Annotated in this window: 17 protein-coding genes; 11 read left to right on the forward strand and 6 right to left on the reverse strand. The window is 56.2% G+C overall.

The annotated features are described in order from the left end of the window. Positions 1-218 precede the first annotated feature (218 nt). Positions 219-1268 (forward strand): efflux RND transporter periplasmic adaptor subunit, encoded by a 1050-nt coding sequence (locus tag CDH47_RS06425; protein ID WP_239985611.1) that lies wholly within the window; start codon positions 219-221, stop codon positions 1266-1268. After that, positions 1265-4495, forward strand: coding sequence for an efflux RND transporter permease subunit (locus CDH47_RS06430; RefSeq protein ID WP_100639031.1), 3231 nt, complete (start codon positions 1265-1267; stop codon positions 4493-4495). Before CDH47_RS06425 ends, CDH47_RS06430 begins: the two co-directional genes overlap by 4 nt. A gap of 24 nt (positions 4496-4519) precedes the next feature. Here the strand turns inward: CDH47_RS06430 and CDH47_RS06435 are convergent, their stop codons facing one another. Then, positions 4520-4945 (reverse strand): potassium channel family protein, encoded by a 426-nt coding sequence (locus tag CDH47_RS06435; RefSeq protein ID WP_193601607.1) that lies wholly within the window; start codon positions 4943-4945, stop codon positions 4520-4522. Between the two features lie 153 nt (positions 4946-5098). Between CDH47_RS06435 and CDH47_RS06440 the strand changes: the two genes are divergently transcribed. Genes CDH47_RS06440 through CDH47_RS06460 form a run of 5 tightly spaced genes read left to right on the forward strand, consistent with a single transcriptional unit; the run spans position 5099 to position 13649 of the window. Further along, positions 5099-6349 (forward strand): efflux RND transporter periplasmic adaptor subunit, encoded by a 1251-nt coding sequence (locus tag CDH47_RS06440; RefSeq protein WP_100639032.1) that lies wholly within the window; start codon positions 5099-5101, stop codon positions 6347-6349. Continuing rightward, entirely contained in the window at positions 6346-9510 is a 3165-nt protein-coding gene (locus tag CDH47_RS06445) for an efflux RND transporter permease subunit (RefSeq protein ID WP_100639033.1), read from the forward strand. Before CDH47_RS06440 ends, CDH47_RS06445 begins: the two co-directional genes overlap by 4 nt. A 52-nt stretch (positions 9511-9562) precedes the next feature. Then, complete coding sequence (locus CDH47_RS06450) at positions 9563-10243, forward strand: ABC transporter ATP-binding protein (RefSeq protein ID WP_100639034.1); 681 nt, start codon at positions 9563-9565, stop codon at positions 10241-10243. Further along, positions 10240-12540: an FtsX-like permease family protein gene (locus CDH47_RS06455; protein ID WP_100639035.1), complete on the forward strand. Its 2301-nt coding sequence runs from the start codon at positions 10240-10242 to the stop codon at positions 12538-12540. The genes CDH47_RS06450 and CDH47_RS06455 overlap by 4 nt, the downstream gene beginning before the upstream one ends. Then, positions 12537-13649, forward strand: coding sequence for a lipocalin-like domain-containing protein (locus tag CDH47_RS06460; RefSeq protein ID WP_239985613.1), 1113 nt, complete (start codon positions 12537-12539; stop codon positions 13647-13649). Before CDH47_RS06455 ends, CDH47_RS06460 begins: the two co-directional genes overlap by 4 nt. Before the next feature lie 6 nt (positions 13650-13655). Here CDH47_RS06460 and CDH47_RS06465 read toward each other — a convergent pair whose 3' ends face one another. The 5 genes from CDH47_RS06465 to CDH47_RS06485 all read right to left on the reverse strand — a co-directional run bounded on the left by CDH47_RS06465 (position 13656) and on the right by CDH47_RS06485 (position 18378). Then, on the reverse strand, positions 13656-14585 hold the full coding sequence (locus CDH47_RS06465; RefSeq protein WP_100639036.1) for a MotB family protein: 930 nt from the start codon (positions 14583-14585) through the stop codon (positions 13656-13658). A 5-nt stretch (positions 14586-14590) separates the two neighbouring features. Beyond that, complete coding sequence (locus CDH47_RS06470; protein ID WP_100639037.1) at positions 14591-15367, reverse strand: MotA/TolQ/ExbB proton channel family protein; 777 nt, start codon at positions 15365-15367, stop codon at positions 14591-14593. Positions 15368-15434: 67 nt separating this feature from the next. Continuing rightward, a complete protein-coding gene (locus CDH47_RS06475) occupies positions 15435-15854 on the reverse strand; it encodes a YkvA family protein (RefSeq protein WP_100639038.1) in 420 nt (139 codons plus the stop codon). A gap of 176 nt (positions 15855-16030) precedes the next feature. Beyond that, the gene (locus tag CDH47_RS06480; RefSeq protein ID WP_100639039.1) at positions 16031-16615 is read right to left on the reverse strand and encodes an antibiotic biosynthesis monooxygenase; all 585 of its coding nucleotides are present in this window, start codon (positions 16613-16615) and stop codon (positions 16031-16033) included. A gap of 53 nt (positions 16616-16668) precedes the next feature. Further along, positions 16669-18378, reverse strand: coding sequence for a sigma 54-interacting transcriptional regulator (locus CDH47_RS06485; protein WP_100639040.1), 1710 nt, complete (start codon positions 18376-18378; stop codon positions 16669-16671). A gap of 366 nt (positions 18379-18744) precedes the next feature. On the opposite strand from CDH47_RS06485, the gene CDH47_RS06490 reads away from it, so the two are divergent. The 4 genes from CDH47_RS06490 to CDH47_RS06505 are packed head-to-tail and all read left to right on the forward strand — an operon-like array spanning position 18745 to position 21882. Beyond that, positions 18745-18996 (forward strand): phenol hydroxylase subunit, encoded by a 252-nt coding sequence (locus CDH47_RS06490; RefSeq protein ID WP_100639041.1) that lies wholly within the window; start codon positions 18745-18747, stop codon positions 18994-18996. Between the two features lie 59 nt (positions 18997-19055). Next, on the forward strand, positions 19056-20057 hold the full coding sequence (locus tag CDH47_RS06495) for an aromatic/alkene monooxygenase hydroxylase subunit beta (protein ID WP_100639042.1): 1002 nt from the start codon (positions 19056-19058) through the stop codon (positions 20055-20057). After that, positions 20054-20323 carry an MmoB/DmpM family protein gene (locus CDH47_RS06500; protein ID WP_100639043.1) on the forward strand — a complete coding sequence of 90 codons (270 nt, stop codon included), beginning with the start codon at positions 20054-20056 and terminating at the stop codon, positions 20321-20323. Before CDH47_RS06495 ends, CDH47_RS06500 begins: the two co-directional genes overlap by 4 nt. A 14-nt stretch (positions 20324-20337) precedes the next feature. Continuing rightward, positions 20338-21882 (forward strand): aromatic/alkene/methane monooxygenase hydroxylase/oxygenase subunit alpha, encoded by a 1545-nt coding sequence (locus tag CDH47_RS06505; protein ID WP_100639044.1) that lies wholly within the window; start codon positions 20338-20340, stop codon positions 21880-21882. Positions 21883-21928 lie beyond the last annotated feature (46 nt).

Here is a 21928-nt window from a genome sequence, read left to right on the forward strand (position 1 = left end):
CGGGGCTTTTTTAATGATGCAGGGTCGATCGGCTTCTTGTGTTTTGGACTATGCTCTGGCTGAGAAGCCACATAGGAGAATGGATCGTGAGACTTGACGCAAAAAGAATTCTGGTAACCGGTGGTGCCAGCGGCTTGGGCCAGATTTGCCTGTTCTGGCCCTGAATATATTGATAACCTATGGTTATTAGTTAATAACTGTTTTAGAGGTGGCTGGTGGTGAGACATGTTGCTTTTCTGAGTGCGATCGCGCTCGGGCTGGTTTGTTCGGTGCCAGTTCTGGCTGCGCCAGCGTCAGGCCAGGCGGAGTCTGTTCCTGCAGAACGCAGTGAGCTGCAGGAAACACTAATACTCGATGGTGTGATTGAAGCGGTTCAGCAAAGCACCGTATCTGCACAAACCAGCGGTAAGGTACAGCAGCTGCCTTTTGATGTGGATGATTCGGTTGCAGCCGGCGATCTGATTGTTCAGCTGGATAGCAGTGAGCAGCGCGCCCGGTTCAATCAGGCTCAAGGCAGTCGGGACGAAGCCGGAGCCGCTCTTGACGATGCCCAACAGCAATTCAACCGGATTGAGAGCATCCATGAGCGCGGCCTTGTTTCCCGGCAGGAGTTTGATCAGGCACGCAACAACCTTGCGGGTGCTAAAGCCAGGCTGGAAAGGGCCGAAGCTGCGCTGGCGGAAGCGCAAGAACAGTTAAGCTACACCCGTATTATTGCACCCTACGGCGGCATACTGACTGAGCGCCACGTTGAAATTGGTGAGTCAGTCAGCCCCGGCCAGCCGCTGCTCAGTGGGCTCTCCCTTGAGCAATTACGGGTGGTGGTTGATCTGCCCCAGCAATATGCTGACCTTGCCAGGCGCGATCGTCAGGCCAAGGTGACACTTGCTGATGGTCGCGTTCTTGAAACCGGCGAAATGACCTTTTATCCCTACGCTGATCCTGCGACCCACACCTTTCGTTTACGCATGCGCCTGAATGAGCCAAACGGGTCCCTTTTCCCGGGCATGCTGGTGAAGGTGGGAGTTCCGGTGGCTAGCCGGGAAGTGTTGTGGGTGCCAGCCAGCAGCCTGATTCGTCGCAGTGAGTTGCGAGCGGTTTTTGTGCTCGACGATCAGGGTCGCCCACGGTTACGGCAGGTGCGTACCGGTGCCGAACAGGACGGTCGTCTGGAAATCCTGGCTGGCCTGAGCGAAGGCGAACAAGTAGTTGTGTATCCCGGGGAGCTGGTGGGTTCAGATCTTTTGAATAAGGGGGGCGGAAATTGAGCCACAAACTGCCCCCGGTTGGCCCCTCCGGGGCCATTGCCCGGGTTTTTCAGAATAACCACCTGACGCCTTTAATAGCGCTGCTCTCCATCATTCTGGGCGTGCTGGCAGTTGTGGTAACGCCCAAAGAGGAAGAGCCGCAAATAGATGTCACCATGGCCGATATTATGGTGGCGTTTCCGGGCGCCAGCGCCCAGGAAGTGGAAAGCGCCATCGCCACCCCGGCTGAACAGGTGATGAGCGAGATTTCTGGCGTTGAACACGTGTATTCCGTGTCCCGTCAGGGCCAGGCTGTGATTACTGTGCAGTTTGAGGTGGGCATTGCCCGCAAGGAAGCGTTGGTTCGGCTTTATAATCAGGTGTATTCCAATCAGGATTGGCTGCCGCCGGATCTTGGCGCCACCCAGCCGGTCATCAAACCCAAAGGCATTGATGATGTGCCGGTAATGGCACTAACCCTTTATGACCCGGCAAATGGCCACACCGGCGAAGAACTCACTCGCCTGGCCCACATGCTGGAAGTGGCCCTCAAGCGGGTGCCCGGCACCCGGGATGTCTACACCGTGGGCGGTGTGCCCGACCGGGTGGATATTCGTTTTGACCCGGCTCTGCTCGCCGGGTTCAATCTCACCCTGGGTGACATCCGCGATGCCCTGAAAGCGGCCAACGCCAGTAGCCAGGAGGTCCGCATTACCCGGGATAATCTATCCATTCCGGTTCAGGCCGGCACACTGCTGGAGAGTGTAGACGATGTGCGCGGGCTTGTGGTCGGCATGCACAAGGGCGCCGCGGTGTATCTGGACGACGTGGCAGAGGCTCGTCGTGGTGGCACAGCCCCGGATCAGAGCGTAATGACCGGCTTCGGGCCGTCAGTTGATTCAGACAGCGTTGGCCAGCCGGGGGATGTATATCCGGCCGTCACATTAGCCATCGCCAAGAAGCCCGGGCAGAACGCCGTGGATATTACCACCGCCATTGAGCAGCGGTTGGAGCAGATCCGTAACCGTGCCCTGCCGGAGGGTGTGGAAGTGATTGTGACCCGGAATTACGGCGAAACCGCCTCTGCCAAGGCTCAAAAACTCATTTCTGACTTGATATCCGCCACACTGGGCGTGGTCTTGCTGGTTCTGCTAGCCATGGGCTGGCGCCAGGCGTTAATTGTCGGCATAGCGGTGCTGATCACGCTGCTGCTGACGCTGGTTTTCTCCTGGGCCTGGGGCTTTACCCTGAACCGGGTGTCCCTGTTCGCACTGATTTTCTCCATTGGTATTCTGGTAGATGACGGCATTGTGATCACCGAAAACATCAACCGCCGTATTCGCAACTCTAACCACCCATTGAAGGACATTATTCCCGTGGCAGTGGATGAGGTGGGCACGCCTACCATCATGGCCAGCCTCACCATTATGGCTGCGCTTCTGCCTATGGCCTTTGTAAGTGGCCTTATGGGGCCTTACATGAGCCCGATTCCCATTAATGCTTCCGCCGGTATGGTGCTGTCCCAGATCGTTGCCTTTGTGGTTGCGCCCTGGCTGGCGTTCCGGTTATTGAAACGAAAAGAAGGCGAGACGATTACAGAAGCGGAGGAAGCCGGCAGTTCTGCGGATGGGGTCAGCCCCATGGCCATGAAAATATTTGGCGGTGTTCTGACCCCGTTTCTTGGGGAGCACCACTGGCGCCGGCGTTTTCTGGCCTTTGGAGTGATTCTGCTGACGCTGGCGGCCGCCTCCTTGCCAGGGTTTCAGGCGGTGATCATGAAAATGCTGCCCTTTGACAACAAATCCGAGCTTCAGATTGTGGTGGATATGCCCGAAAGCGCGCCGGTGGAACAGACCCAGCGGGTGCTGATGGAAATGGGGCATTATCTGGAAACTGTTGAGGAAGTAACCAGTTGGCAGACTTATGCTGGCACGGCTGCGCCGATTAACTTTAACGGACTGGTACGCCAGTACTACCTGCGCAGCGATCCGTATCAGGGTGATATTCAGGTTAACTTCAGCGATGAGAGCGTGCGCGCCCGACAATCCCACGATATAGCCCAGTCGCTACGGGATCCGCTGACCGCCATCGGCGAGCGTTACGGCGCCAGCGTCAAGATTGTTGAAGTGCCGCCAGGACCGCCGGTGTTATCGCCTGTGGTGGCCGAAATCTACGGTGCGGATGCTAACCAGCGTGCTGAGCTGGCTCGTTCCGTAGCAGCCGGTATGGCAGAGGTGGACGGGTTGGTGGATATCGACACCACGCTGGAAACCCCCACCCGACAATGGGAAGTTGAAGTGGACCGGGCCCGGGCCGCCCGCTTGGGCGTATCCCAGGCCCAGGTTGTTGAAGCGTTGCAGATGGGGCTGGGCGGTATGAACGTCAGTTTCCTGCACGATGATCACGCCAAATACCCGGTTCCCATTCGGGTAACCCTTGAGGACGGCGACAAGGCCCAGCCTTCGGTGCTCATGTCCCTGCAGATCCGCAGCCGTGATGGCAATCTGGTGCCTCTGGCCAGCATCGCCCAGGTGCGGGAAGCCGACTGGATGGGTGCCATCTACCACAAGAATCTGCTGCCGGTGACTTATGTAACCGCCGATATGGCAGGTGATATAGATTCCCCTCTGTACGGCATGTTTTCCATGGTGTCGCGCCTGAATCAGCAGGAAGGCGCGCCGGAACAGTTCTTTATCGATCAGCCACCCCTGCCGGAGAAAGGCACTCTCAAGTGGGACGGCGAGTGGCAAATCACCTACGAAACCTTCCGGGATATGGGCGCCGCCTACAGCGTCGGTGTGTTCATGATCTTTGTGTTGCTGGTGGCGCAGTTCCGTTCGTATATTCTGCCGCTGGTGATTATGGCCCCAATTCCACTGACAATGATCGGCATTATGCCCGGGCATGCCCTGCTGGGGCGTGAATTTACCGCCACCAGTATGATCGGCATGATTGCCCTGGCGGGTATTATCGTGCGCAACTCGATTCTGCTGGTGGTGTTCATCCAGCAGCTTCTGGAAGAGGGGGTTGAGCTGGACAGGGCCGTGGTGCTGGCAGGCGCTGTTCGCATCAAGCCCATAGCCCTGACAGCGGTTTCAGCGATGGTGGGTGCTTACTTCATCCTCAACGACCCGATCTTCAATGGGCTGGCGATCTCACTGGTGTTCGGGCTGGCGCTCTCCACCTTGTTGACCGTGGTGGTGGTGCCCCTGCTGTATTACACGCTGGCGAGGTGCAAGTGGGTGTAGAGCCCTGAGTTGCCGGACGGGCCGCTAGCTGCCCGTCCAGTAGCGCTGCATTTTCATAAACAGGAAGGAAGCGCTCCAGGTGATCAGCACCAGCCCTGTGAGCCCTTCAATGCCGGTGAGAAAACGCAGCGCGCCCAGGGGTTCGATATCACCGTAACCCACGGTGGTGAAGGTGCTGAACGAAAAGTAAACGCAGTCCAGAAAACTGCCGTTGAAGTTGCCTTCCAGGGTGCCCCAGGTATCGGCATGGTGCATGAAATAATAAGCCGCTGCGAACACCCACACCTGTGCCGTGTGGGCCAGCATCACGCCAAGAACGGCGGTGACCAGGCGCAGGTGGTGCTGGGTGTGCATTACCTTCAAAAGGGCGCTCAGGCGAATAAGTGCCTCGCGGTGCATAAACACCACAATCACCACAATGAAGGCGTTGATAACTGTGGCGCTGAGCAGGTTGGCATAGTTTTCTGAGAACAAACGTATAGTACTCCTGACAGTACGTTTTATAGTAATCCGGAGATGCCTTTCAGATGCTTTGAAGAGGTATCCTGTTATTCGTTCCCGTCTTGTGGCGGAGCTTTATTTACCTTAGCTGGCCCACACGCTATGTCCAAACGATTTATACCTGTAATTATTCTGGCCGCCGGAGTACTGGGCTTTGTGTTTCTGAAAATGACCCGCCCGGAGCCGGCTCAGGTCTCCGCTACCGAGCGTAGCTGGCGAGTAGAGGTTCAGCAGGTGGAGCCGAACGCCCATACGCCGGTGCTGCCTCTGTATGGCGAGATCGTGGCGCCGGAACAGGTATCGGTGGTGTCCACCCTGACCGGCCGTATTGGTGAGCGGCCCGTGGCCGAAGGGCAACGGGTGAGTGCCGGTGATCTGCTGGTGGCGCTGGATGCACGGGATATTGAGCCGGTGCTGGCCCAGGCCAAAGCCCAGGTAGCCGACCTTGAAGCGCAGATACGCTCGGAGCAGGTGCGCTACCGGAATGATCAGGTGGCGCTCAAAAGCGAGCAAGCCATTCTGGCTAACGCTCGCCGGCAACTGGAACGCACCCGCTCCCTGGTGGATCGCAACCTTGCTTCCCGCGAGAACCTGGAAAGCGCGACCGACGTTGCTGCCAGAGCGGAGTTAACCACAAGCATTCGACAGCGTGCCATTGATGAACACCCGGCCCGTTTGCAAAGCCTGCAGGCGCGATTGGCCCAAGCGGAAGCAACCCTTGCCACCACCCAGAGGGATGCCGAGCGCGCGCGGGTTGTTGCTCCCTTTGATGGCGTAGTTACAGATGTTCAGGTGGCGGTGGGTGATCAGGTCTCTCGCAACCAGAAGCTGCTCTCGGTCTACGCGACAAAGGGTTTGGAACTGCGGGCCCGGGTGCCTGACATGTACCGGGCCGAGCTGTTGGATGCGCTGGCGGAGGGCAAGGATCTTTACGCCTACAGCAACAACCGCGAAGTCCGCTTCCGGCTTGAGCGCTTTGCGGGCACCAGCGACCCGGCCGGAACCGAGGCCATTCTCGCCGTGGCCAATGGCGCATCGGATCTGCGCCCGGGCGCTTTGCTGCCGGTCAGCCTTGAGCGTCCAGAGCGCAGCCAGACGGTGGCCATTCCATTCAGTGCCTTGTATGGCGCCAACAACGTCTACCTGATTGCCGACGACAGCCGCATGCAGCGGGTTTCTGTTGAGCGTGTTGGCGAAGCACTTACCGCTAATGGCGAGCGCCGCCTTTTGATTGCCGGTGAGGCGCTGAAGCCTGGCGCGCAGCTGATTGTGACCCATCTTCCGAATGCCCTCACTGGCCTGAAAGTCGACATTGCCAATTCCGGCGAAGATAAAGGGAGCGCTCCCGAATGAGGCGCGGAAAAGGCGTCATAGGCTTTTTTGTCCATCACAGGGTTGCTGGCAACCTGGTGATGCTGTTGATGCTGCTGGCCGGTACCTTGGGCCTTGCCCGCATGAACGTGCAGTTCTTCCCCACTTTTGCCCTGGATATAGTCAGCGTGCGGGTGGTGTGGAGTGGTGCTTCGGCCGAGGACATAGAACAAGGCATTACTAATCCCCTGGAGCAGCGTTTGCGCAGTGTGGATGGCCTGAAGAAAATGACCTCCACCTCGGCTCAGAGCATTGCCTCTATCACTCTGGAGTTTCAGGAAGGCACCAACCCCATCACCGCATTGGACGATGTGCGCCAGCAGGTGGACGAGTTCAATAATTTTCCTGCAGACGCCGAGGAGCCCAGGGTGGCCCGCATCGAGCGCTACGAGCCCGTTGCACGGATGTTGGTGTTCGGGGATGTGGATCGAAACGAATTACGGGCTCTGGCATACCGCTATGAAGACGAGCTCCTTCAGCAGGGCATAGACAGGGTGACGTTTCGTGGCCTGCCAGAGCAGCAGATCAGCATTGATGTACCGGTTGAAAGGTTGGAGACCCTGGGGCTGAGCCTCGGGCAGGTTGCCGACAGAGTAGCATCGGTTTCCCGGGACTTGCCCGCAGGCATCATGGCCCAGCAGGATGCGGCACGGGAGCTGCGCTCCATAGAACAACGGCGCAGCCCCCAGGCGTTTGAATCCTTGCCGATACTCAGTGGTGAACGTGTTCAGCTTCGGTTGGGGGACATTGCTGAGATTCGCCAGGAAGATCGCGAAAGCCAGGTGGCCCTCACCCGCAACGGTTTTCCGGCCATTGAATTACAGCTGCAACGTTCGGAAAACGGTAATTCCCTGGAAGCCGCCAAGGTGCTGGAGCAGTGGCTTGAGGACACTCAGGCCACGCTGCCGCCTTCCATACAGTTGGAGGTTTACGATGAAACCTGGCAACTGCTGAACGACCGCATTTCCCTTCTCACCAGCAACGGCCTTAGTGGTTTGATTCTCGTTGTGTGCCTGCTCTATCTCTTTCTCCCTGGCCGCGTCGCGCTTTGGGTGGCGGTGGGGATTCCGACAGCATTTCTGGCGGCTCTGGGCGTGTTCTGGCTGATTGGCGGCTCCATCAATATGATGTCGCTGTTTGCGCTGATCATGGCGCTGGGGGTGATTGTGGACGATGCCATTGTGGTGGGGGAGGACGCAGATGCCCATGCCCGCATGGGTGAAGCTTCCATTTACGCCTCGGAAGGCGCAGCAAAGCGCATGGTCTGGCCGGTGCTAGCGTCGTCCCTGACCACGGTCGCGGCCTTTATGCCGCTGCTGGTGGTGGGTGGCGTTATCGGCAATATCCTCGGTGATATTCCGGTCATCATGATTTGTGTACTTATTGCATCCCTGCTGGAATGCTTTATTGTACTGCCCTCGCATTTACGGCACGCCTTCAAACCCCGGAAAACGAGCAAAAACAGATCAGACCCTGCTCAGCCCAGCCGCAATCCCATTGCCCGCTTCCGTAATGGCTTCGAGCGCCGCTTTGACCGCTTCCGCGAAGGCCCGTTCCGCCGGTTCTCCCGGCGCAGCCTTGAACACAGGGGCATCACCATGGCCTGTGTTCTGGCCCTGGCTTTGGTAACCGTGGGGCTGCTGGCCGGTGGTCGCCTCGGGTTCAACTTTTTCCCGACGCCGGAGCCCTCGGTGCTCTACGCCAATGCCAGTTTTGTGGCAGGTACTGACAGCAAAACCGTTGACCGGTTTATGACCGGTATGCAGAAGGCACTGAACGATACCGAGAAGGCGCTGGACGGTAATCTGATTCTGCACGCGGTAACAACGGAGGGTGCCACTCTTGGTGCAGGCGGCAGTTCCCGATCCGGTGATGAACTGGGTTCCATGATGATTGAACTGGTGCCCTCGGATCAGCGTTCGGTGCGCAATCCGGAGTTCATCAACGAATGGCGCAGCCGGCTGGACTTGCCCGCCGGGCTGGACAACCTGGCGATTACTGCACGCCAGGCCGGGCCGCCGGGGCGGGATGTGAACGTTCGGCTTGTCGGCGACAACTCGGAGAACCTGAAGTTTGCCGCAGAAGAACTGGCCGAAGCCTTGTCCACGCTGCCCGGTGTGCTGGATGTGGAAGATGACTTGCCCTGGGGCCGGGAACAGCTGATCTATCAGGTGAGCGCCTATGGTGAGGCCCTGGGCCTGACCACCACCGATCTGGGCAGCCAGTTGCGAACCGCATTTGATGGCCGGGTTGCCCAGATCTATCAGGACGGGCGCGACGAGATGGAAGTGCGGGTGCAACTGCCCAAGGATCAGCGGGAGCGTTTGTCTACTCTGTCTCGTGTCACTGTGCGTATACCGGATGGCCGCTTCGTGCCCCTCGGGCAGGTGATGAACCTGGACTATCGCCAGGGTTTTGAGGCGCTGCGTCATGCCGATGGCAAGCTGGCGGTGGAGGTTACCTCTGCCCTGAATACCCGGGTAAGCACCACCGACCAGATCATCGAAAGCCTGGAAGCCGATGCCTTGCCGGATATTGCCAGCCGCTACAACCTGCGCTACAGCTTTGAAGGCCGGTCGGCGGATCAGCGGGAAACCATTGCTGATATGAAAACCGGTATGCTGGTGGGCATAGCCCTGATGTACGTAATACTGGTGTGGGTGTTTGCGTCCTGGAGCCTGCCGTTGATTGTAATGGCGATTATCCCCTTTGCTCTGGTGGGTGCCCTGCTGGGTCACTGGGTGATGGGGATACAGCTTACGGTATTATCACTTTTCGGGTTGTTTGGCTTGGCCGGTATCGTGGTGAACAACGCCATTATTCTGGTGTCCTTCTACAATCACCAGCGTGAGAAAGGGCTGGGCATTAATGAGGCGCTGAACGAAGCCGCCGTGCAGCGGGTGCGGGCCGTGTTGCTGACGTCGTTGACCACCATCGGTGGTTTGCTGCCGTTGCTGTTTGAAACCTCATTGCAGGCGCAATTCCTGATTCCCATGGCCACCTCGATTGCTTTTGGCCTGGGGCTGTCTACGGTACTGGTGTTGGTGGTGATTCCGGCTCTGTTGTCCTGGCTGGAACAGTTCCGGGAATGGCAGGCCAACCGCCGTGGTGAAGAGGCAGAACCCCTGGGGACAGTTGACTGACAGGAAGGCGGATAGAGGGCACTGATCAACGGCGGTAAGGAGAGCAATCTGTATGACTGAATCCCTGCTGGCGGTTCGTGGCTTGAGCAAGCAGTTTGTGAGCGGCAATGAAACCGTGCCGGTTATCGAAAAACTGTCGTTTACCCTCGATGAGGGGCAGTCGTTGGCGCTGACCGGGCGCTCCGGCTCCGGCAAAAGTACGCTGTTGAATTTGTTGTGTGGCCTGGCATCGCCTGATGCTGGCACCATTGTTCTGCAGGGCCTGGTGTTTGAGGCGGGAAGTTCAGGTGCACGGCAAAAGGCTGCGGCCTGGGCCAGCTTGCGCCGGCAGCAAATAGGGGTGGTGTTTCAGGAAGCTAATCTCATGCCTGCGCTGTCGCTACTGGAGAATGTGCAGTTTCGCGCTCAGCTTGCCGGTCGTGATCCGTCCAAAAGCGAAGACTGGTTGGCCCGTCTGGATATTGGCGAACTGGCCGGGCGCTATCCGGATCAGGTATCCGGTGGTCAGCGCCAGCGGGCGGCTCTGGCCATGGTGTTTGCCATGGAGCCGGCGTTGATTCTGGCGGATGAGCCCACGGGAAGTCTCGATCGCCATACCGCCTGCGAGGTTGCCGGGGTGTTGTTTGATCTTCAGGCCCGCCACGGCTGTGGCCTGATCCTGGCCACCCACGATGCCGAGCTTGCTGCTGCTTGCCAGCACCATCTGGATCTTGGCCATTTGAGTGGCTTATGAACGGCTCCCGGTCCCGCACCCCTTTGTTACCTCTGGCCAGGGCCCTGCTCAGCCATTATCGCCGTCACCCCCTGCAATTACTTGCTCTGGCAGTCATGATTGTTCTTGCCACCATGCTCTGGACCGGGGTGAACCACCTCACCAGCCAGGCACGGGCGAGCCTGAACCAGAGTGAGCAGGCGGTGGCAGAGCGCCAGCAAGTGTTGCGGGATGATGGTCGCGATTTGGTTGTGGATGACTTTGTGTCTCTTCGCCTTGCCGGTGTGTGCGTGATGCCCTGGCTGGAAGTTACCCCTGAAACCGGCAATCGCCTTGTGGGAGTTGATCCGCTGGCCGCCCATTGCTTCGGGGCGGGAACTGGTGCCTCGCAAGTGCTGGATCAGCCACTGGATGGCAAGCCGTTTGTGGATATGCACACCGCTGCCACCATCGACGCCCTTGAAAGCCGTTTGTATCTGCTGACACCTGAAATCACCCAGGCCGCTGATCTCCCGGATGGCTACCACCTGAAAACCTTTTCCGTAAGCCCGGATACTGGTGAGCTGGGTGACAGTTTCCTGCTCAATCTGGAAGCTCTGGGGGTGTTGGTGCTGCTGATCACTGCCCTGTTATTACGCAGTGTTTACCTGTTGGGGCTGGCCCAGCGCCGGGACAGTTTTGCTCTTCTGCACCGGTTTGGTGTGCCGCCCGGGCATGTACAGAGTTGGCTGCTGCTGGAAATCCTTTCTCTGGCGTTGGTGTGCGTTGTGCCCGGTGTCTGGCTGGGCCGGTGGCTTGCTGCGGGGCTTGGGGGCGGCTTTGGCCAGGCCCTTGATGGGCTTTTCGATATCCCTCTTTATGCCGGACAAGGGCAGGGCTGGATAACGCCGGTTCTGGTTATGCTGGCGGTAGTGTTGGTTGCCTGCCTGGGGGATCTGCTGTTGCTCAGGTTTCGGGAGCTCTTTTCCTTGCCAGTGCCCGCCCGCTCAGGGTTGGCGACAGTTTTGTTGGTAGCAGGCCTGGCTATGGCTTTTCTGGCTCCATCCTTGCTGTGGGTTTTCGTAGCCGTGGCTCTGGTTTTTGCCGGTGCGGGCTGGCTGACACCGGTTGCCGTTGCCTATGTGGCCCATTGGCGGGCTGATCGCATGGCAGAGCCCCTCACCCGATGGCGCTACCGGGAGCTTGCCGTTCTGGCGCGGCGACTGACGCTCCCGCTGGTGGCCCTGCAGTTCGCTCTGGCCATGGTGCTTGCCATTCAGGCACTGGTGACTACCTTCGAAGATACTTTTGATCGTTGGCTGGGGCAGCGGCTGGAAGCTGCTTATTACATTGAAGTACCCGCTGGGGCTGACGGCAACAAAGCGGCGCAATCGCTCACCGGCCAGCAGGAGAGTGTGCCGGGCTTGCAGTGGCACAGGGTAAAGCGGGGCCAGGCGCAACTGGCCGATGTGGGTAATGCCTCTGGCTTGCAAGTGGATGTGTTTGCGGTCGCTCCCGTGGGTTCCCTGATACGCCAATGGGCCTTGCTGGAAGCGGTGGATCAGCCCTGGAAAGCCTTGGCGTCTGGTCAGGGTGTTATGGTCAACGAACAGCTGGCGCGCCGGCAAAAAATTGAAGTGGGCGACAGTCTGTTATTAACGCTCGGCGAGCAATCAGGCATGCTGCCTGTGCTGGGCATTTATCCGGACTACGGCCGCCCGGTGGGGGAAGTGCTGCTGAACTCGGAAACCTTACCAGATGGTTTCGTTATCCGTTTCGAGAGCTTTTCGGTAACGCCCGGCGAGCTTGAAATCGGGTCGATTACCGGTGCCTTGAAGCAACTCTGGGGTGTGGAGGCGCTGGCCATCAGGGATAACGGCACCATCCGGGAACTGGCCACCGGCGTATTTGACCAGACTTTTGCCCTCACCCGAGCCATGACCCTGCTTACCCTGATTCTGGCGGCCTCTGCCCTGTTGATGATGGGCTGGGTGTTCTTCTCTACTCGGGCCTGGTATTTCCGGCTGCTGGAGGTCTGGGGCATGTCGCAACGGCAGGTGGCTGGCCAGTTGCTGCGCCTGGCTCTGCTACTGACTGGTGGCATTGCCATACTGGCTCTGCCTTTGGGTGTCTGGCTGACCTGGGTGCTGGTACACCGTATCAACCCTCTCGCCTTTGGCTGGTCGCTGCCTATGGCTGTTTACCCGGCATTCTGGTTGCAGCTTGCCGTGCTCAGCCTGGCCATTGGTTTGAGTATTTCTGTGTTGATGGGGCGACAGCTTGGCAAGCCCGCTGCTACGCCAGTTTCTGCCAATGCGGTGGTGGGAGGTGAACGATGACAGGGCTCTTCCGATACATGAGCTTGCTTCGCCATGTGGGGTTTTGGTTAGGGTTGCTGCTGTTCGCCGGATGCTCCGGTAATGCGGAAGACGAAGGCTTTGCTGGTCTGGCCGGACTGGAACAAACCGCCAAAGGCAATACACCCTACTTGCAGCCAGGCCCGGGTGACCGACTGGATTTCCCTGCGGATTTTGGGCCACACCCCCAGCACCGCATTGAGTGGTGGTACCTCACAGCAAACCTTGAAACCACTGCAGGTGAGCCGCTTGGGCTGCAGTGGACACAGTTCCGCCAGGCCATCCAGCCCAGGATGGCCAGTGAGCCTGTTCCGGATTCAAGCAATTGGCCAATGCAAGCCGCCTGGATGGCCCACGGCGCTGTGAGCTGGAAGGGCCAGCACTTTTTTGCGGAAAAACTTGCCCGGGGTGACATGGGCAATGCCGGTGCTACGGCTAAACCCTTCAAGGTGTGGCTGGATAACTGGCAACTGACAGGTAAGGCTGATTACAGCAAATGGCAGCTGCAAGCTTCAGGTGAGAACTGGAGTTACGATTTGTCGCTTACTATCAATGGCGAGCCGGTTGCCCATGGAAATCAGGGCTTCAGCGCCAAATCCGCCAGCGGCAAAGGCTCTATGTATTTCAGTTTGGTGGATGTTGCCATTAGCGGTGAAGCTGTTCTGGATGGTGAAGTGCTCACCGTTTCCGGCAAGGGGTGGTTTGATCGGGAGTGGAGCAGCCAACTGCTGAAAACCGGGCAAAAAGGCTGGGACTGGTTTGCCTTGCACCTGGACAGCGGAGATAAGCTGATGGCATTCCAGTTGCGAGACGACAGTGGCCATTTCTATGCCGGCACCTGGATTCCTGATAGTGGTGGCCCGATTCCTTTGGCCCCGGGCCAGTTGAGCCTCACGGAACTGGAAAGGCGTGAGGGCGTGCCTGTGCGCTGGCAGCTCGGCGTTCCAGCCTATCAGGTGAATGTGGAACTGAGCGCGCCCACCGGAAATTACCTGAATGCCGGGCTTTACCCCTATTGGGAAAGCCCGGTTGACGTGTCGGGAAGCCACACCGGAGTGGGGTATATGGAACTCACCGGCTATGCCGAATAAGCGTCATTACCAGGTAATGGTTCCGGAGTCCGAATCCGGGCTAACGGGGCGGATGTCTATAATGGCTTCACGTTCTGCTGAGTTGTTTTCGATCAGCTCACGAAGCCGCAAACGCTGTTCATCCATGGGTTCCGACATATCGATAATAATCTCGACGCGCCGGTTTTTCGCCCGATTGTCAGAGGACGTATTGGCAACTCTGGGCTCGGTGTCAGCCAGGCCTTTGACCGCCAGGCGCGTTGCATCAACATCGCCGGTGGCTAGCAGAGCATTGGCAACCGCCGCTGAGCGAGCTGCAGACAGGTCCCAGTTGCTGTAAAAGCGGGATGTTCGAATGGGAATGTCGTCAGTGTGGCCTTCTACTGTCAGCTCTCCAGGTATTTCTGTCAGTACCTTTGCCATATCCAGCAGCAAGCTTTCAAATTCCCAGGTCAGCTCTGCCGAGCCTGAAGGGAACGAGCCTTTTTCTTCAGCCCTGATCACAATTCTATGGGTGTCCTGATCGGCTTCAATCGTGATTCGCCCATCTTCGATAGCTTCCTCGAGCACCTCCTGAATGCTGGATACACTGGATTCGAAGGACTCTTCCACGGCAGCCTCCAAGGCTTCTTCCGTGGTGCTTTTCAGGGTTTGCAGCTCGGGCTGCTGATCTGTTGTGGTTTGCTTGACCTCGTTAACCAGCGTGGGCTCCGGCGGTGCCGGCGAGAACTTGTCGAAGATCGGGCTGGTGCCCATGGGGATTTCCAATGCCGGAACATCCCGTTGCACACCAAAGGCCTTGGACAGCTCCCCGGCAATCTGCTTGAATTTCATGGCGTCAATTTCGGAAAATGACAGCAGCAGCACAAAGAAGCACATCAACAGCGACATCAGGTCGGCAAAGGTGACAACCCAGGCCGGTATACCAGGTTTTTCCTCTTCTGGGAGTTCATCCATGATGTTTACCCGCTGGCGGCCTCCGCCTCAGGCGCCTTGTCGCGCTCTTTTGGGGTCAGATAGCTGGACAGCATTTGTTCTATAACCCGCGGGTTGATGCCTTGCTGAATAGCCACCAGAGCGTCGGTGTAAAGCATTTGCATGCGAGCTTCTTCAGTCATCCGCAGGGATAGCTTGTCGGCGATGGGCGATGCGATCATGGTGGCAATCATGGCGCCGTAAAGCGTGGTGAGCAGAGCGACGGCCATGGCCGGGCCAATGGATTTCGGGTCTTCCATATTGGAAAGCATCTGCACCAGACCAATCAATGTACCAATCATGCCCATTGCCGGTGCGACATCCGCCATAGCAGTAAACACTTTGGAGCCGGAGCGGTTGTAATCCAGAGTCATCAGGCGCTCTTTGTCCAGAAGCTGCTTGATGGTCTCGTCAGTTTGGCCATCTACCAGCATTTGGATGCCGCTACCGAGGAAGGGCGACCCGACTTCCCGTCCTTCAAGCCCCAGCGACCCCTCTTTTCGCGCGATGTTGGCAACTTCCACCAGCTCTTCAATGCTGGATCTGGTTTCCGGGAGTTTGAATTTGAATGCTCGTACAGCCGCTTTGAACGCCCCGAGAAACTGCGGAATGCTGAATTTGGCGAGAACAACCAGCAGCGTTCCGCCAACAACGATCAGTAGCGACGCGCCATTGAGAAAAACATCGGGGGCCGCACCAAGAACAACAGCCGTTACAATAAGTAATATGGCACCAAGAAGGCCAATCAGAGTGGCAAAATCCACGAGATCTCCAGGGGGATTAACGATTTAAAGTTGTGGGTGGTGAGGTTACCTTTAGTTCATTATTCAATCAATCAGCTTGTGCTGATTGTCTTCCTTCTTCTTCGATTTCTTTCCAGGCTGCGTACTTGTGCAGATCCGATTCGACAAGTTTCAAACATAGTGCAACCACACCCGCATCGTCCAGAAAGCCAATGCCAATGATTACGTCGGGGATGAAGTCCAGCGGGTTCATCACGTACAGCAATGCGCCCGCCATTGCAGCGATGCTTTTCCAGGGGACATCCCGGTAACTTCCGTTCCAGTAATCCCGGATCATGGAAAACATCAGTTTGATATCGGCGCTGAAACGTTTCAGCTTTCCGCTGCCTTTGACTTTTTTCTCAATGGCCTTCTGGCGCTCAAGCAGGGTTTCCAGATCGGCACGGTTTACCTTCTCTGTTTCGGCATCCAGCTGTTTGCGTGCGTTTTTCTGGCTGAATAAAGCCATGAACAAGAGTCCTCTGCTGATTAATGACGGGTTGCCGAGCGTTATAATGTCATGAAACTGGCTAGTCCGCTGTGGTCTTTGAGGCAAAAAACCGGTGAAAACTCTTCTGGAGCTGTTCTTTGCCCGCAGGGGGCCTTTGGAGTATCAAAAAAACCCGGCTTGCTCAGAGTGCCTGATCAGCGAATATTTTTGCTTCGATCAGGGAACAGCCAGAATGCAAACCAGCGGGTCATTCGTGGCATCAGCACGTAGCTCATCAACAGCATTACCACAACTGTTACCAGCATGGTTCTCAGTAGCAGTGGCAACTGGGCCAACAAGTCTCCAAACAGAACAAAGACCAAGGTTACTGCGGGGTAAAGTGCGAGCCAGCTGACAATGGTCATTTTCCATTTTGGGGGCGGCTTTACCGGGTTCTGTCCGGGTAGGGTAAACCAGGTGATAATGCCGGATGTTACATCTCGCTCGCTAGGCTGCAACAACAGGCTTTCAATTTTCGAAAGCAGCTCCGCCCGCTCTTCCGACTCTTCCCAGGCGCTCAGAGTTTCTCGGTCCTGGAACTTGAACATGATCCGGTACTCAGGATCCTCAGAGGAAGACGGCCGGAACATGGTGGCACCGAGGTGGCCTGGAAAATGGGAAGCCCTCTCCGTCATCTGGCTGCTGAGTTTTTCGAATTCTGCCTCCTTACCTGCTCTGACCCGGCGAGAGACCACGACGGTCAGGGGTTCAGCCGGGGGCTGTGTAAAATTCTTGGGCATCAATCTTTCCTTTCGGCTGTGCAAATGTTGGGCTGTTAGCGGGTACGACTGTTTTACAGAATGCCGGATTTCTTGAGCCTGTAAGCCAGTGCGGGCCGGGTTAAGCCAAGTATGCGTGCGGCTTCCGAGACATTCTGGTTGGCCATTTCCATTGCTCGTTGCATGAGAGTGGCTTCCACCTTGTCCAGACTTATGTTGTTGCAGATGATGCTTTCTGCCCAGTGCGATTCAGCGCTTGGGTAGTCTTCGGCCACAACCTGGCCGGAATCGTCGATAAACTCGAGAGATTGAGGTGAAGTTTGATGAAATTCGCTGTCTGGAAATACAGCAAATAGCGCATCCTGGCTTATGGTTTCGTTGTTATCCGTGAGTATTACGCCACGCTCAATCACGTTCTCCAGCTCGCGGATGTTTCCGGGCCAGCGATAGCGCAGACACATTTCCAGAGCCTTGTCTGAGAGACCGAGAGTGTGCTTGTTATACTCAGCCTCGAATTTCCGGAGAAAGTGCTCTGCCAGAATCGGAAGATCTTCGATGCGCTCGCGCAATGGCGGGATCTGCACCGGGAAAACATTGAGTCGATAATAAAGATCGGCCCTGAACTTACCCGCTTCGACAGCCTCGGCAAGGCTTTCGTTTGTTGCTGCGATGATGCGGACATTAACCGGGCGGGTCTGATGGTCGCCTACCCGTTCAAATTCCCCTTCCTGAAGTACTCTGAGCAAAGATGCTTGTGCCCTTGGGGTCAGCTCAACCACTTCATCGAGAAAAATGGTGCCTTTATGCGCTCTTTCAAAACGTCCGGGACGAGACTGGTTGGCACCGGTAAACGCGCCTTTCTCCACGCCAAAGAGTTCGGCTTCGATCAGATCAGGCGGAATGGCTGCACAGTTCACAGCAACAAAAGGGCCATCTGCCCTTTCGCTGCGCAGATGCACACTGCGAGCAATCACTTCTTTACCAACGCCGGTTTCCCCCAGCAGCAGCACTGATACCTTGCCCATGGCTGCTTTGTCGATCATTTTGCAAACCTTGTTGTATGAAGCAGACTGGCCAATGCCGTAGTACTGCCCCTGTTGTTTCTCAAGGCTGCTGCGCAGTGAACTGACCTGGGATTGCAGGTCGTAGAGCTCTTCTATAATAGGGTCTGCCTTGAAATAGCGGGCAAACTCTTTAGCGTCGTCCCACTGCTCTGCTGGTTTTCCCAAAATAAGACACTTTTCATCCCCGCAGCCCCGGCAGCTGGTTTCACGGAAGATGATCTCACGGCCCATGAAAGAAGATGTGTACGCGCAGGCATAGCCAAGCAGGGCCCAGCAAGCAGGCTGGTCCATCTTCCCTAATTCAGTCTGACAGATCTCTACCTCAAAGGAGTCAACCCACTCCATCTCTGCATAGAAACTCCCGGTTTCCTGATCCAGGTCGACCTGAATGGGAATAACATTGACCATACCTTTCAGAGCATGGAGTTGAGGGCCTGCGAGGAAAATATCAATCTCGTCGCAGTGAGGGCGGAGCTTGCGTGCCAATTCGGCGTCCTTCAGACCGGACTGGTAGCCAAGGCGCAGGAAAAACCCTTTTGCTCTTTCAACGCCCATACTGTTGACCATTTCACGACGGAATGCCCCCATCGCACTCACCGCCATCAACAGCATGCGCTGCTCTCCAAGCCAGATTTTTCCTTCTGCGCTCAGGAATCGGATTTGATCTGTAAGGTCTTGAAATTCTTTGTGTTTTAATTGTGGTTTATAGCTGATAGCCATGTTCCAGTCCCCTGTTATTTTTGTGCGGGGTGAATGCGAACGCTCAGAACCTGTTGCTCTTATGTATCCACTGATTGATGTCAAAAATCAACCAAATGGTAAAAAACAACCGGAAAGTCTTAGGCGGGTCCGTGTGTTTCAGCAATTGCTCACTTCTGGTTTTGCTTTTCATCAAATGATCAAGTTTTCCTGATCAATCTCAAAATTGAAGGGCTTGGCCTGGACCTTCTTTTTAACCGCTGAGTTGGCTAAAAAGCCTTTTGAAACAATGGTATGTCGTTTTGTTTTTGATGGCTTGTGTGGTTTTGGCACAGCCGTTGCTCACCTTCTGTTAGCAAAAAACAACAACGACAACGAGGTCACCCCATGGAACAACGAGTAAAGACCTTCAACGAATACACCCGTTATATCCGGGTTCGCAGTGAACCGGAAGACAAGTTTGTGGAGTTCGATTTCGCAATCGGCTATCCCGAGCTTTTCGTCGAGCTGGTGTTGCCCCGGGACGCGTTCAAGGTTTTCTGTGAGCACAACAACGTGGTGCACATGGATTCCGACATGATCCGCCAGATTGACGAAGACATGGTCAAGTGGCGTTTCGGAGAAAAGGGCCACCGCTAAAAGCAAATAATCAGCAACGCCAATATCCACCTCACAACAACAACGATGGTAGGGCAGTTATGACTATTGAGATCAAAACCACCTCTGTGGAACCCATTCGCAATACCTATTCGGCGATTGCGCGCCGTTTCGGTGACAAGCCGGCAACCCGTTATCAGGAAGCCAGCTTTGATATCGAGGCAAAAACCAACTTTCATTATCGGCCGCTGTGGGATCCAAAGCGTACGTTGAACGACCCCAGCCGAACCGCCATCCAAATGGAAGATTGGCATGCGGTAACGGATCCGCGTCAGTTTTTCTACGGTGCTTATGTAGGAAACCGCGCGAAAATGCAGGAGGCTGCAGAAAGCAACTTTTCGTTCTGCGACAAGCGCAACCTGCTTACCCGCCTGCCGGAAGAAACTCAGCATCAGCTTCTGCGCCTGTTAGTACCCCTGCGCCATGTTGAGCTGGGCGCCAACATGAATAACAGCAAAATTGCCGGCGATGCGATTGCGACGACCGTAGCCCAAATGCACATGTTTGCGGCCACTGATCGCCTTGGCATCGGCCAGTACTTGTCCCGCATTGCTCTGCTGCTGGATGGCAGCACCGGCAAAGCGCTCGACGAATCCAAAACCTTCTGGATGGACGACGAACTCTGGCAACCCATGCGCAAACTGGTGGAAGACATGCTGGTGATCGACGACTGGTTCGAGCTCACGCTTGTGCAGAACGTTCTTCTGGATGGCCTTATGTATCCGCTGATCTACGACCGTATGGATGCCTGGCTGGGCGAGCAGGGCGCTGAAGATGTGTCTCTGCTCACCGAGTTCCAGCGTGACTGGTACAAGGAATCCCTGCGCTGGACCAACGCCATGATCAAAACGGTTGTTGGCGAAAGTGACGGGAACCGTGAACAGCTCCAGAGCTGGATAACCCAGTGGGAGCCTCTTGCCTATGAAGCTCTGAAGCCCATCGCCGAAGCCACGACTGGCCTCGACGCTTTGGATGAAATCCGTGCTGAGCTTGCTGCCCGGCTGAAGAAGGTTGGTCTTGAGAGCACAGGAGTTCAGGCATGAGCCAGAAAGTATTCATTGCATTTCAGGATAACGACAACGCCCGCTATCTGGTTGAAGCGGTCATGCAGGACAACCCGGAGGCCGAAGTTCAGCACCAGCCGGCCATGATCAGAATCGAGGCAGAAAAGCGCCTGGTTATCAACCGGGAGACCATGGAGGAGACGCTCGGTCGCGAATGGGATGTCCAGGAAATGCTGATTGATGTAATCAGTATTGGCGGCAATGTCGACGAAGACGATGACCACTTCATTCTTCAGTGGAACTGATTGGGAGATCCAACATGGCTATCAAGAACAAGAAACTGAACCTTAAAGACAAATACCAGTACCTCACACGTGATATGGCGTGGGAGCCAACGTACCAGAAGAAAGAAGACATTTATCCGGATGAGCAGTTTGAGGGCATCAAGATTACCGACTGGTCCCAGTGGGAAGACCCGTTCCGCCTGACCATGGATGCCTACTGGAAGTACCAGGCTGAGAAAGAAAAGAAGCTGTACGCGATCTTTGACGCGTTTGCCCAGAACAACGGCCATCAGAATATCACTGACGCCCGTTATGTTAATGCCTTGAAATTGTTCCTTTCTGGAGTTTCACCGCTTGAGTATGCAGCGTTTCAGGGATATGCGCGGGTTGGTCGCCAATTCAGCGGGGCTGGTGCCCGGGTAGCCTGCCAGATGCAGGCCATTGACGAACTACGTCACTCCCAGACCCAGCAGCACGCAATGAGCCATTACAACAAGCACTTTAATGGTCTGCACGATGCCGCGCACCAGCATGACAGGATCTGGTTCCTCTCAGTTCCCAAGTCGTTCTTCGATGACGCGCGCTCTGCGGGGCCGTTCGAGTTCCTGACTGCAATCTCGTTCTCGTTCGAATACGTGCTCACTAACTTGTTGTTTGTGCCTTTTATGTCTGGTGCCGCCTATAACGGCGATATGGCAACCGTCACTTTCGGGTTTTCCGCGCAGTCGGATGAAGCCCGTCACATGACTCTTGGCCTGGAAGTGATCAAGTTCATTCTTGAGCAGCACGAAGACAACGTACCCATCATTCAGCGCTGGATTGACAAGTGGTTCTGGCGCGGTTTCCGCCTGCTGAGCCTGGTAGGAATGATGATGGACTACATGCTGCCCAACAAGGTGATGTCCTGGGCTGAAGCGTGGGAAGTGTACTACGAGCAGAATGGTGGGGCTCTGTTCAAGGACCTGGAGCGTTACGGCATTCGTCCGCCCAAGTACCAGGATGTTGCCAACGCGGCCAAAAACCACGTTAGCCACCAGGCCTGGAGCACCTTCTACCAGTATAGCCAGGCAACCAACTTCCATACCTGGATGCCGGAAGAAGAAGAGATGACCTGGTTGTCTGAGAAGTATCCGGAGACTTTCGACAAATACTACCGTGCCCGCTTTGAGCACTGGGATAAAGAGCATAAGGAAGGGCGTCGTTTCTATAACAACACACTTCCCCAGCTCTGCCAGGTGTGTCAGATACCGGTCATCTTTACAGAAAAAGACGACCCATCGGTATTCAGCCATCGCCAGATCAAGCACGACGGTGAGCGCTATCACTTCTGCTCTGACGGTTGCTGCGACATCTTCAAGAATGAGCCAGTGAAGTACATCCAGGCGTGGCTGCCCGTGCACCAGATTTACCAGGGTAATTGTGGTGGCGCGGACGTCGCAACAGTTGTTGAGAAGTATTACCACATCAATCCTGGCGTCGACAACATGGAATATCACGGCTCACCGGATCACCAGCGCTGGCTGGATATCAAAGGTCTGAAGCCATTGAAGTCGAATAACGAGAAAAAGACTGCTGCCTGACCAGGTTTGCCCGCCCTGCGTTGTGAGCCGGGCGGGCCTATATAAC

The organism is Marinobacter salexigens, assembly GCF_002806945.1.
Lineage (GTDB): Bacteria > Pseudomonadota > Gammaproteobacteria > Pseudomonadales > Oleiphilaceae > Marinobacter > Marinobacter salexigens.

Excerpts from the sequence above, each read along its gene's own strand:
- CDH47_RS06490 (WP_100639041.1), top strand. The coding sequence starts at position 18,745 with ATGGAACAACGAGTAAAGACCTTCAACGAATACACCCGTTATATCCGG.
- CDH47_RS06480 (WP_100639039.1), bottom strand. The coding sequence starts at position 16,615 with ATGCCCAAGAATTTTACACAGCCCCCGGCTGAACCCCTGACCGTCGTG.
- CDH47_RS06465 (WP_100639036.1), bottom strand. The coding sequence starts at position 14,585 with ATGGATGAACTCCCAGAAGAGGAAAAACCTGGTATACCGGCCTGGGTT.
- CDH47_RS06485 (WP_100639040.1), bottom strand. The coding sequence starts at position 18,378 with ATGGCTATCAGCTATAAACCACAATTAAAACACAAAGAATTTCAAGAC.
- CDH47_RS06500 (WP_100639043.1), top strand. The coding sequence starts at position 20,054 with ATGAGCCAGAAAGTATTCATTGCATTTCAGGATAACGACAACGCCCGC.
- CDH47_RS06450 (WP_100639034.1), top strand. The coding sequence starts at position 9,563 with ATGACTGAATCCCTGCTGGCGGTTCGTGGCTTGAGCAAGCAGTTTGTG.
- CDH47_RS06460 (WP_239985613.1), top strand. The coding sequence starts at position 12,537 with ATGACAGGGCTCTTCCGATACATGAGCTTGCTTCGCCATGTGGGGTTT.
- CDH47_RS06455 (WP_100639035.1), top strand. The coding sequence starts at position 10,240 with ATGAACGGCTCCCGGTCCCGCACCCCTTTGTTACCTCTGGCCAGGGCC.
- CDH47_RS06440 (WP_100639032.1), top strand. The coding sequence starts at position 5,099 with ATGTCCAAACGATTTATACCTGTAATTATTCTGGCCGCCGGAGTACTG.
- CDH47_RS06475 (WP_100639038.1), bottom strand. The coding sequence starts at position 15,854 with ATGGCTTTATTCAGCCAGAAAAACGCACGCAAACAGCTGGATGCCGAA.
- CDH47_RS06445 (WP_100639033.1), top strand. The coding sequence starts at position 6,346 with ATGAGGCGCGGAAAAGGCGTCATAGGCTTTTTTGTCCATCACAGGGTT.
- CDH47_RS06495 (WP_100639042.1), top strand. The coding sequence starts at position 19,056 with ATGACTATTGAGATCAAAACCACCTCTGTGGAACCCATTCGCAATACC.
- CDH47_RS06505 (WP_100639044.1), top strand. The coding sequence starts at position 20,338 with ATGGCTATCAAGAACAAGAAACTGAACCTTAAAGACAAATACCAGTAC.